Origin of the sequence: Nocardia arthritidis, from assembly GCF_011801145.1 — a bacterium.
Taxonomy (GTDB): domain Bacteria; phylum Actinomycetota; class Actinomycetes; order Mycobacteriales; family Mycobacteriaceae; genus Nocardia; species Nocardia arthritidis_A.
The window spans coordinates 6,535,062-6,546,125 of sequence record NZ_CP046172.1; the positions used below are offsets into that span (position 1 = coordinate 6,535,062).

General features: G+C 68.8%; 10 protein-coding genes. 4 read left to right on the plus strand and 6 right to left on the minus strand.

Annotated elements, in window-relative coordinates:
- Window positions 1-92 precede the first annotated feature (92 nt).
- Window positions 93-1,148: a uroporphyrinogen decarboxylase gene (hemE, locus tag F5544_RS29555; protein WP_167476212.1), complete on the minus strand. Its 1,056-nt coding sequence runs from the start codon at window positions 1,146-1,148 to the stop codon at window positions 93-95.
- 154 nt (window positions 1,149-1,302) lie between these two features.
- On the opposite strand from hemE, the gene F5544_RS29560 reads away from it, so the two are divergent.
- Complete coding sequence (locus F5544_RS29560) at window positions 1,303-1,941, plus strand: DUF3000 domain-containing protein (protein ID WP_167476213.1); 639 nt, start codon at window positions 1,303-1,305, stop codon at window positions 1,939-1,941.
- Between the two features lie 22 nt (window positions 1,942-1,963).
- Window positions 1,964-3,223 carry an HRDC domain-containing protein gene (locus F5544_RS29565; RefSeq protein ID WP_167476214.1) on the plus strand — a complete coding sequence of 420 codons (1,260 nt, stop codon included), beginning with the start codon at window positions 1,964-1,966 and terminating at the stop codon, window positions 3,221-3,223.
- A gap of 32 nt (window positions 3,224-3,255) precedes the next feature.
- Here the strand turns inward: F5544_RS29565 and F5544_RS29570 are convergent, their stop codons facing one another.
- A complete protein-coding gene (locus F5544_RS29570) occupies window positions 3,256-4,851 on the minus strand; it encodes a PQQ-binding-like beta-propeller repeat protein (protein WP_203217374.1) in 1,596 nt (531 codons plus the stop codon).
- Window positions 4,852-5,007: 156 nt separating this feature from the next.
- Entirely contained in the window at window positions 5,008-6,900 is a 1,893-nt protein-coding gene (dxs, locus tag F5544_RS29575; protein ID WP_167476215.1) for a 1-deoxy-D-xylulose-5-phosphate synthase, read from the minus strand.
- Window positions 6,901-7,175: 275 nt separating this feature from the next.
- Between dxs and glsA the strand changes: the two genes are divergently transcribed.
- Both glsA and F5544_RS29585 read left to right on the plus strand, forming a co-directional pair.
- Complete coding sequence (glsA, locus tag F5544_RS29580; protein WP_174867633.1) at window positions 7,176-9,044, plus strand: glutaminase A; 1,869 nt, start codon at window positions 7,176-7,178, stop codon at window positions 9,042-9,044.
- Window positions 9,045-9,087: 43 nt separating this feature from the next.
- A complete protein-coding gene (locus F5544_RS29585) occupies window positions 9,088-9,768 on the plus strand; it encodes an SIMPL domain-containing protein (protein ID WP_167476216.1) in 681 nt (226 codons plus the stop codon).
- A 7-nt stretch (window positions 9,769-9,775) separates the two neighbouring features.
- Here F5544_RS29585 and F5544_RS29590 read toward each other — a convergent pair whose 3' ends face one another.
- The 3 genes from F5544_RS29590 to F5544_RS29600 form a co-directional block, all read right to left on the minus strand.
- Entirely contained in the window at window positions 9,776-10,066 is a 291-nt protein-coding gene (locus F5544_RS29590) for a DUF1330 domain-containing protein (RefSeq protein ID WP_167476217.1), read from the minus strand.
- 26 nt (window positions 10,067-10,092) lie between these two features.
- Window positions 10,093-10,710 (minus strand): LysE family translocator, encoded by a 618-nt coding sequence (locus F5544_RS29595; RefSeq protein ID WP_238846729.1) that lies wholly within the window; start codon window positions 10,708-10,710, stop codon window positions 10,093-10,095.
- A gap of 79 nt (window positions 10,711-10,789) precedes the next feature.
- A complete protein-coding gene (locus F5544_RS29600; RefSeq protein ID WP_167476219.1) occupies window positions 10,790-10,996 on the minus strand; it encodes a hypothetical protein in 207 nt (68 codons plus the stop codon).
- Window positions 10,997-11,064 lie beyond the last annotated feature (68 nt).

Here is an 11,064-nt window from a genome sequence, read left to right on the forward strand (position 1 = left end):
CCCCTCGCCCCGGCCGGGCCCACCACCGGTCCCGCAAGTGTCCGCCCGACCGGTCCGGCTGTCGTCGCACCGATTTCCGCGCGAACCGGACCTCACAGTTCGTGGATATATCCGACCAGCTCGGTCAACACACCGGGATCGGTGTCCGGCAGCACCCCGTGCCCGAGGTTGAAGATATGTCCCGTCGCGCCCATGGTGATCGCCTCGTCGGCCTCGCCGACGATCCGGCGCGTCTCGGCCCGGATCACCTCCGGCCCGGCGAACAGCACCGCGGGATCGAGGTTGCCCTGCAACGCTTTTCCCGGCCCGACCCGGCGCACCGCCTCGGTGAGCGGCACCCGCCAGTCGACACCGACCACGTCCGCGCCCGCCTCCCCCATCGCGCCCAGCAGTTCGCCGGTGCCGATACCGAAGTGGATCCGCGGCACGCCGGCGTCGGCGACCTCGGCGAACACCCGCTCGGAATGCGGCAGCACGAACCTGCGGTAGTCGGCCAGCGACAGCGCACCCGCCCACGAATCGAACAGCTGGATCGCGTCGACGCCGGCCGCCAGCTGCGCGCGCAGGAAGACGATGGTGATATCGGTGAGCGCGCCGAGCAGCGCATGCCAGGTCTGCGGGTCGGCGTGCATCATCGCCTTGGTGCGCTCGTGGTTCTTGCTCGGCCCGCCCTCGATCAGATACGAGGCGAGCGTGAACGGCGCACCGGCGAATCCGATCAGCGGGATGTCACCCAGCGCGGCGGTGAGCAGCCGCACACCCTCGGCGACCGCGCCGACCTCCTCGGGCCGCAGCCGCGGCAGCGCCCGCACATCGGCGACATCGCGCACCGGCGACGCGATCACCGGCCCGACGCCCGGGACGATATCGAGATCGATTCCGGCGGCCTTGAGCGGAACGACGATGTCGGAGAACAGGATCGCGGCGTCGACGCCGTGCCGCCGGACCGGCTGCATGGTGAACTCGCACACCAGCTCCGGATCGAAGCACGATTCCAGCATCCCGACGCGCTTGCGCAGTTCCCGGTATTCGGGCAGCGAGCGTCCGGCCATTCGCATGAACCACACCGGACGCCGCGACGGCGTGGCGCCGGTGGCGGCGGCCAGGAACGGGGCATCGGACAACCGGCGGCGCGTATATGTGCTCATCACCCGTCATCGTATGCGGCGCCCCGCGCGGCGTGCCTGCGGCCGTATCCCGGCGGCGTCCGCGATGTCGCCGCAATATCCGGCTGTATCACTATGCGGCACTGAGCGGCGCGCCTCCGACTGCGCCGGGGGCCCAGGGTCTACCGTCCCCTCTGTGACACCGCTCGACTTCCGCGACGGCGCCGCACCGACCGAGGGACCCAACGGGGAGCCGGCACGCTTTCGCGCCGCGGTCGATGCGATGGGCACCGCAACCGTGCACCCCCGGATCGAGCTCGCACCGATTCGGCCGCCGCAACGCCTCGCACCGTATTCGTATGCCGTCGGCGCCGAGGTCAAACATCCGGAAACCGCTGTGGTGCCCGCCGATTCCGAGGGCGACGCGTTCGGCAGGCTGATCCTGCTGCACGATCCGGACGGCGACGAGGCATGGCACGGCACCTTCCGGCTGGTGGCCTACATCCAGGCCGATATCGATGCGGCGCTGGCCACCGATCCGCTGCTGCCGGAGGTGGCGTGGAGCTGGCTGGTCGACGCGCTGGAATCGAGGTCGGAGCCGTTCACCGCGCTGGGCGGCACGGTCACCGCGACCAGTTCGGTGCGCTACGGCGATATCGCCGGGCCGCCGCGGGCACACCAGTTGGAGCTGCGCGCCTCGTGGACGGCGATGACGACGGAAATGCGCCCGCATGTCGAAGCGTTCTGTGAAGTACTCGCCTATGCCGCGGGGTTGCCGCCCGCCGGGATAACTGATCTGCGGCCGCACTCCCATACCAGCGGCGAGCCCAACTGACCGCAACGTAAAGTTCAGGCTTATGCCGGTAGCAGAAGAACCAGAGAACGCAGCCGAGCCGTTGCTCGTACCCGCCGAGGGTGTTCCTCCGGTTCTGGACACCGCCGCGGAGGTCGCCGCGGCCGCCGCGGCACTGGCGGCGGGTTCCGGTCCGCTGGCCGTCGACGCCGAACGCGCCTCGGGTTTCCGCTATTCGGCACGCGCCTATCTGATCCAGTTGCGCCGCAAGGGCGCGGGCACCTTCCTGATCGATCCGATCCCGGTCACCGATGCGCTCGAACCGCTGGCGGCGGCGATCAACGGCCTGGAATGGGTGCTGCATTCGGCCGATCAGGATCTGCCGGGCCTCGCCGAACTCGGTTTACGGCCCGCCCGCCTGTTCGACACCGAATTGGGCGGCAGGCTGGCCGGATTCGAACGGGTGGGGCTGGCTGCCATGGTGGAGCGGCTGCTCGGCCGGGCGCTACGCAAGGGGCACGGCGCGGCCGACTGGTCCACCAGGCCGCTGCCCGACGACTGGCTGAACTACGCCGCGCTCGATGTGGAACTGCTGCTCGAACTGCGCGACGCGGTGGCGGTCGAACTCGAGCTGCAAGGTAAGACCGATTGGGCCGCACAGGAATTCGAGCACATCAGGATCACCGAGCCGCCGGCGCCGAAGGCCGACCGGTGGCGGCGCACCTCCGGCATCCATACGCTGCGCCGCAGCAGACAGCTGGCCACCGTGCGCGAATTGTGGAACACCAGAGATGCGCTCGCGCGGGCCCGCGATGTGGCGCCCGCGCGAATCCTGCCGGACGCGGCGATCATCGCGGCGGCGACCGCGGAGCCGCGTTCGGTCGCGCAGTTGCGGGCGCTGCCGGTGTTCGGCGGGCCGCGGCAACGCCGGTATTCCCGCGACTGGCTCGGCGCCGTCGATCGGGCGCGCGCCCTGCAGGATGGTGAATTGCCGCCGCTGACCCAGCCATTCGACGGTCCGCCGCCGGTGAACCGCTGGGAGCGCCGCGATCCGGCCGCCGCCAAACGGCTCAACAAGGCGCGCGCGGCGATGGGTGAGTTGTCGACGGAGGTGTCCATTCCGGTGGAGAACCTGCTCTCACCGGATCTGGTGCGGCGACTGTGCTGGGACGGCCTGCCCGATTACGACCGGATACCGGACTCCCCCGACGATCTCGCGACCGCCATCGACGGATTCCTCAAATCCGGCGGCGCCCGCCCCTGGCAGCGTGAACTCGCCGTGCCGCGGCTCACCCAGGCGCTGATGCCACAGCCCAAGGCGTGAACCGAACCCCTCTGCGGCTGAGTGGGATTCGGTTACGGCAGCCCGAAGGCCAGCAGCATATTGCCCGGCATGCCGGTCGTGATCGGATGCCCGTAACCGGAATTGGTGTACAGCATGCCGTTCGCGACCACCGCGCCATTGCCGTTGAGGCCGCCGCCGACACCCGGAACACCGTTGACGGTGTCGAAATGCACTCCGGCCGTGTTGTATTCCCACAGGATCGCCCCGGTGTCGGCGGCGAACACCCGCATCTTGCCGTCCATACTGCCCTCGTAGACCAGACCCGGCGAGGACGAGACGGCATTGGGCATCGACAGCTGACAGAACGGATCCATCGGCACCGGAGGCAGATTGATCAGACAGCCGTTGGCCGGATTCGGCGTGCTCCAAATAAGCTGTCCCGTAACAGGATTCAGCGCGAACAGGGTGCCGGGATTCGCGCCGTAGGTCGCCACATAGAGTCGATTGCCGTCATAGCTCGCGCCCCACTGGATTCCGGCCAGCGACTCGGCGCCCGGCGTCGGCAGCGGTGAGGTGGGCACCGACAGCTGGGTCTGCCAGATGATCGCCCCGGTGGCCGCGTCGAGCAGGTGGTAGATACCGGTCTTCTGGCCCGCACCGACGACGGTGCGGCCGTTGATCGCGAAGATATTGGGCTGGGTGCCGAAGTCGAAATCGCGTCCGGGGGTGGGACAGTTCCCGCCGGATGGCGGCAGCACACAGCGGACGTTCCAGGTATCGCCCGGCGTCATTCGCTGTATCCAGCGGGCCTGCCCGGTGTCGATATCCACCGCGCCGATCGCCTCGGCGCCCTGCGGATTCTCGCCACTGTACGGATTGCCGGTGGTGTAGTAGAGGGTCCTGGTGTCCGGGTCGATGGTGGGCGAGGACCACACCGCCGCACCGCTCGGCACGAACTCCGGCCTGGCCAGCGGCCCGAGATCCTGCTGCGGCGGCAAAGTGAAGTACTTCCACTGCACCGCCCCGGTCGCGGCGTCCAACGACACGACGCTGCCGCGGAAGGTGCAGCACGGATAGAGATCGACGCCCGCCGGGCCCTCCTCCTGACTGGACACGCCGATATAGATGTGGCCGTCGAAGTACAGCGGTGAGCTGGTGATGATCGAGAAGGGGTGCGTCTCCACCTGCGTCATCCACCGCCGCGCACCCGTCGCGGCGTCGACGGCCCACACATTGGCCCCGTTGTCGCCGAAGTAGACCAGGCCGTTCGCCACGGCAGGTCCGTCGCGCAGGCCGTAGTCCGGAATGTGTTCCAGGGCGGTGCCGGTATCGAAAACCCATTTCGTCGCACCGGTTTTCGCATCCAGCGCGTACATCTTCCCGTCCCGCCCGCCGGAATAGACGGTGCCGTCGACGACCGCCGGTTGGCTGGACTGCGCGATCGCGCCGGGAAAGGCGAAAGCCCATTTCAGTTGCAGCGAACCGACATTCGCGGGCGTCAACGTCGACTCGTTCGCGTTGTAGCGCGACCCACGCAGATCGAACTGCCACATCGTCCAGTCGGAATTCGATCCGGCGGCGGCAGACGGAACACCGGACACCAGCAACGCCGCCGCGACCGCGAGAGCGGGCATCCGCAATGCCCGCAGAGCCTTGACCCAATACATCGTATGGACAGCGTCCCACTTGGCATTCGGTCCAGCTATTCATGCGGTTAATGCATTACCCGACTGTGACGCGTACGAGACCTGCGCATCACCGCACCGAAGACGGCTGCACCGATCCGTGGTTCGGGTCGCCAGTGACCCGAACCAGCAGAAGCCCTACCGAGCGTCGAGCCAGCCACCTATGCGGCGGGCGATACCTTCGGCGGTGAGCCCGAGCTCCGCGTGTACCTCGCCGCGCGAGGCGTGGTCCAGGAATTGTTGCGGCACACCGAGATCCCGGGTGGGCACGTCGAGGCCGGCGGCGCGCAGCCGTGCGGAGACGGTGGAGCCGATGCCGCCGTGCAGGCCGCCGTCCTCCAGGGTGACGACCATCCGGTAGTTCTCGGCGAGTTTGACGATGGTGTCCGATACCGGCAGCACCCAGCGCGGGTCGATGACGGTCACCGAAACGCCTTCGGCGCCGAGCAGTTCCGCCGCCGCGACGGCGGTGTGCGCGAACGGCCCGACCGCGACGATCAGCACGTCGCCGTGCACCGATTGCGCGGGGCCGCTTTCCGACAGCCGGAGCACATCCACTCCGTCGAGCCGTTCGACCGCCGAAAGGTCCTCGGCCACACTGCCTTTCGGGAATCGAATGGCCGTTGGGCCATCATTGACGGCCAATGCCTCGGCCAATTCCTCACGCAGCGTCGCGCCGTCGCGCGGCGCGGCGACCCGGATACCGGGCACGATGCCGAGCACCGACAGATCCCACATCCCGTTGTGTGACGCGCCGTCCGGACCGGTGATGCCCGCCCGGTCGAGCACCACCGTCACCGGCTGCTTCAACAGCGCGACATCCATCAGCAACTGGTCGAAGGCGCGGTTGAGGAAGGTCGAATAGATCGCGACCACCGGATGCAGCCCGCCGAGCGCGAGCCCGGCCGCCGAGGTCATCGCATGCTGTTCGGCGATGCCGACATCGAACATCCGGTCCGGGAAGCGCTCACCGAATGCCGCGAGCCCGGTCGGGCCCGGCATCGCGGCGGTGATCGCGACGATATCGTCGCGCCGCTCGGCGTGCGCGATCAGCTCCTCGGAGAAGACCCTGGTCCAACCCAGCGCCTTCGGCCCGCCGAGCGCCCGCCCGGTGAGCGGGTCGATCGGATCGCACGCGTGCATCTGATCGGCGACGTGATTCTCCGCGTGCGCGTATCCGTGGCCCTTCTGGGTGACGGCGTGCACGATCACCGGCCCGCCGAAATCCTTGGCGCGGCGCAGCGCGGCCTCCAGCGCGACCCCGTCGTGCCCGTCCACCGGGCCGACGTACTTGAGCCCGAGATCGCTGAACAGCTCCTGCGGGCTCACCGCGTCCTTTATCCCGGCCTTCACCGCGTGCACCATCGAATAGGCCGATTCGCCAACGCGCGGAATGCTTTTCAGCAACTTCTTGCCCGCGTCGAGCGCATGCTCGTAGCCGGGCTGGGTGCGCAGCGCGGTGAGCCGGTCGGCCAGGCCGCCGATGGTCGGCGCGTAGGAGCGGCCGTTATCGTTCACCACGATCACCACCGGGCGCTCGGCGGCGGCGATATTGTTCAGCGCCTCCCAGCACATGCCGCCGGTGAGCGCGCCGTCGCCGACCACCGCGACGACGTGCCGGTCGTGCTGACCGGTGAGCCCGAAGGCCTTGGCCAGTCCGTCGGCATACGACAGCGCCGCCGACGCGTGCGAGGACTCCACCCAGTCGTGTTCGCTCTCGGACCGGCTCGGGTAGCCGGACAGTCCGCCGCGGGTGCGCAGCCCGTCGAACTGGTCCTTACGTCCGGTGAGGATCTTGTGCACATAGGCCTGATGCCCGGTGTCGAAGACGATCGGGTCGGCCGGTGAGTCGAAGATCCGGTGCAGCGCGATGGTCAGCTCGACGACGCCGAGGTTCGGGCCGAGGTGCCCGCCGGTCGCGGCGACCTTCTCCACCAGGAACTCACGGATCTCCGCCGCCAACTCGCGCACTTGCGGCACGGTCAGCCGGCGCAGATCTTCGGGCGTATCGACCCGGGAAAGCACTCCCACCTGAACTCGCTCCCTCCGGATAGCGCATCTTGATCCGAACAGTCTACGGAGCGGTCGGATGGCCCCGGCCGCCCCGCGCGATCCCACCAGCCGACATCGCGCGGAAATGTAACTCTCGACACACGTTACGCGGCTGTGTCCGAACACATTACGCGGGCGAACCCCTACGCGCGGGCGGCTTCGCACTGCCACTGCACCGCCACTCGGGGCGCGATGCCGCTATGCGGCGCGCGACGCGCACGGCATAGAGTGAGCGGGTGGCCGAGCCCGAAGAGGTGGTTCCGCAGTCGCCCGACGCCGGGCGGCGCCCGCCGTCCGCCGGTGTCGTCGGCCGGATCATCGATGACGTGTACGCCGGTTGCCGCGCCGACCGATCCGGCGAGCTGGCCGATTACATTCCGGAACTCGCTGCGGTGCAAGCGGATTCGTTCGGCATCTGCCTCGCCACCGCGGACGGCCGGATATACGGCACCGGAGATGTCGCGACGGCGTTCACCATTCAGTCGATCTCCAAACCGTTCACCTACGCGCTGGCGCTGGCCGACCGCGGCCTGGCCGCCGTCGCCGACCGCATCGATGTCGAACCATCCGGCGAGGCATTCAACGAGATCAGCCTCGACCCGGTGACCGAACGCCCGCGCAACCCGATGATCAACGCGGGCGCCATCACCGCGGCATCGCTGATCAAGGGCCGCGACGCGGCGGAGCGTTTCGACCGCATCCTGAGCTGCTATTCCCGCTTCGCCGGACGCGGACTGACCATGAACGACGCGGTCTACCACTCCGAGGCGCGCACCGGATACCGCAACCGCGCGATCGGCTACATGCTGCGCTCGTTCGGCATCATCGATTCCGATCCGGACGAGGCGGTGGACCGCTACTTCCGCCAGTGCTCGGTGGATGTCACCTGCCGCGATCTCGCCGTGATGGCCGCGACCCTGGCCAACAACGGCGTCAACCCGATCACCCGGGAGCGCGCCCTCTCGGCCCCGCTCACCGAACGCGTACTCAGCGTGATGACCACCTGCGGCATGTACAACGCGGCGGGCGACTGGGTGAGCACCGTCGGGCTGCCCGCGAAAAGCGGTGTCGGCGGCGGCATCCTGGCGGTGCTGCCCGGCCAGATCGGCATCGCGGTGTATTCGCCTCGGCTGGATCCGCACGGCAACAGCGTGCGGGGGGTCACCGCGTGCCGGGAGCTGTCGAAGCGGCTCGAACTGCACTTCCTGCACGTCACCCGGGCGGCGCGGGCCGCGATCCGCTCCGAATACACGGTGGCCGATGTTCCGTCGCGGCTGCGGCGCGACCCGGACGAGCTGGCGGTGCTCGCCGAGCACGGGCATCGGGCGCGGATCTACGAACTGCACGGCGACCTGCTGTTCGCGGGCGCCGAGCGGGCCGTGCGGACCATCGAGGAACAGGCGGGCGAACTGGTCGCGCTGGTGGTGGACCTGCGCCGGGTCGGCGAGGTGAGCTCGATCGCGGTGCGCATGCTCGACGAACTGCAGAGCGAACTCGCCGCGACCGGCTGCCAGGTGGCCATCGTCGACCCGGACGGAAAGCTCGGACACCTGGTGTCCAGCCTCGACCCGGCCGACCCGCGTGGGCGGGTGTTCATCGACCGCGACACCGCCACCGAATGGTGCGAGGACATCGTGCTCGCGCGTTACCGCCCCGCCGACGATCCGGTGTGCACCTCGATCGCGCTGGAGGATCATCCGGCGCTGGCCGCGCTCGACCCCGGCGACCGGGCCAGGCTGGCCAAGGATTTCGAGGTCCGCACGATCGCGCGCGGCGAGATCATCGCCGAGCGAGGCAGCGCGCGGTCGGGGCTCTACCTCATCCTGGAGGGCCGGGTGCGGATCAGCTTCACCGGGGCCGACGGACGCGCTCACCGGCTGGTTTCACTGTCGGCGGGCATGTCGTTCGGTGAGATTCCGATGTTGGTCGGCAGCCCGTTCGTCAACGAGGCGCGGGCCGAATCCGGGGTGCGGGTCGCGGTATTGCGCCCGGCGCGGTTCGACCGACTCACCGAGCGGGCGCCGGAGCTGAAACTCGCGCTGCTGGAACGGCTCGCGGCCGGGGCGTACGCGCAGATGGACGCGGCGGTGCGCGCGATCGCGGTGCGCGGCGGGGACTATTGAACGGGTTCGCTCGTTGGCAGGGCAACGACAGTAGGAGGCCACCTTGGGCAAGAAGCACGAATCCGACCGCGCGACGGTCACCACGTTCGGGCACGGTTCGGTGCGTGCCACCCCTGATCTGATGCGGGTGACGATCTCCGTCGAATGCCGGGCAAGCAAGGTCGCGGCGGCCTACAGCCAGGCGGGTGAGCGGGTCGCGGCCGTCACCCGCTCCCTGCGCGAGAACGGCGTCGGTTCGGCCGATATCGCGACGAGCGGACTATCGGTGCACACCGAAACCGTCTGGACCGAGGGCCAGGGCAACCGGATCACCGGCTACCTCGCGTCAACGGATCTGACCGTCGTGCTGCGCGAAATCGGTGAGGACGCCGAACCAGGACCCGCCGCCGTCATCGCCGACTGTGTCGAGGCGGGCGGCGACGATGTCCGGCTCGGCGGGCTGACCTTGACCTTCGCCGATCAGGCCGGGCTGCTGGCCCAGGCGCGCGACGCGGCATGGGACGATGCGCTCGCCAAGGCCGCCCAATACGCCGAACGGGCGCGGCGGGCACTGGGATCGGTGCTGGAGATCACCGAAAATACCGCGTCCGCACCGGTTTTCGCGCCGAAGACACAGGTGCGGGCGATGTCGCTCGCCGAAGGGTACGGCGCGGCGCCGGTTCCGGTGGAACTGGGCGAGAGCGAGATCTCCGCGACGGTCCGCGCCACCTGGCTGCTCGACTGACGACGCGTCAGCCGAGACCCTGTACCAGGAAGGCCACCGAATCCGCGCCCGCGTAGCGGTCTTTCACGATCTCCTGGTATTCGGGTGACTCCGCCCATTGCCGGAAAGACGGTTCGTCCGGGAAAGACATGATCACCACCTTTTCCCGGTCGGACGTGCCCTCGACCACCTTCGGCGCCTCGTCGGCGGCCAGCAGAGTTCCGTCGAATTTCCCGAATACGTCCATGAATCGCTCGACGTAGCGGTCGTAGCGAGCGCGGTCGGTGAACTTCAATTGCACTACGGCATATACGGTCATAACTGATTCAAGCACCGTGTGGCGGGTCAGATCTCGCTCACCGCGAGCCGCAGGCCGAGCGCGATGAGGATCGTTCCGGTGACGCCCTCCAGCCACTGCCGCACCCGGGTCCGGTTGAAGAAGTTGCGCGCGCGGCCGACGAAGGTGGCGAGCAGGGTGAACCAGGTGGCGTCGATCACCATGTGCAGCAACCCGAGCAGCACCGTGGTGAGTAGGATATTGCTGCCCGCCGAGACGAACTGCGGATAGAACGCGAACGCCCACACCGCCAATTTCGGATTGGCCAGGTTCGTCAGCAGTCCGATCGATCCCGCCCGCCACTTGGTGGCCCGCACCGCCTGTTCGTCGACCTCCTCCGTCGCGACCGGCCGCCGGATCGCCCGCCACGCCTGCACGCCGAGCCCGATCAGCACCACCGCCCCGACCACCCGGATCACCAGGAACGCCACATCGCTCGCCGCCACCAGCACGGAAACCCCGAGCGCGGAGGCCAACGCCCAGAACAGGATCCCGATTTCCATCCCGCCGATGATCGGCAGTGCCGCCCGGGTGCCACCGAGTGCGCTGCGCCGGATCATCAGCGCGGTCGTCGGGCCCGGCACCATCGCACCGATGAATACCGTTACCGCGAACCCACCAATCATCGACCAAGTCACCGCAAGAGCATCGCATGCGGGCCACGGCGACCGCACGGCATCGATTGCGGGGTGGCCTCTACCGGGCTCAGCCCCGGACGGATCCGTCCATCGGCGCGGATACGGCGGGCAACTGCATCACCGGCGCGGCCGGGTCGGTCGGCCGCGGCGCCCGCAACTGCAGCAGCACCACGATGAGCGCCAGCGCCGCGGCGGCACCGGCCACCTGACGCAGCACCGAAAGCCACCATCGGGCGCGTCCCTGCCACGCCCACTGCCCAACCGATTCGACCATGCCACCCTCTACCCGCGCCTGATGCCGTTGCCGATAAAATCGGTTGACACCGGCGGGTTCGTTACACC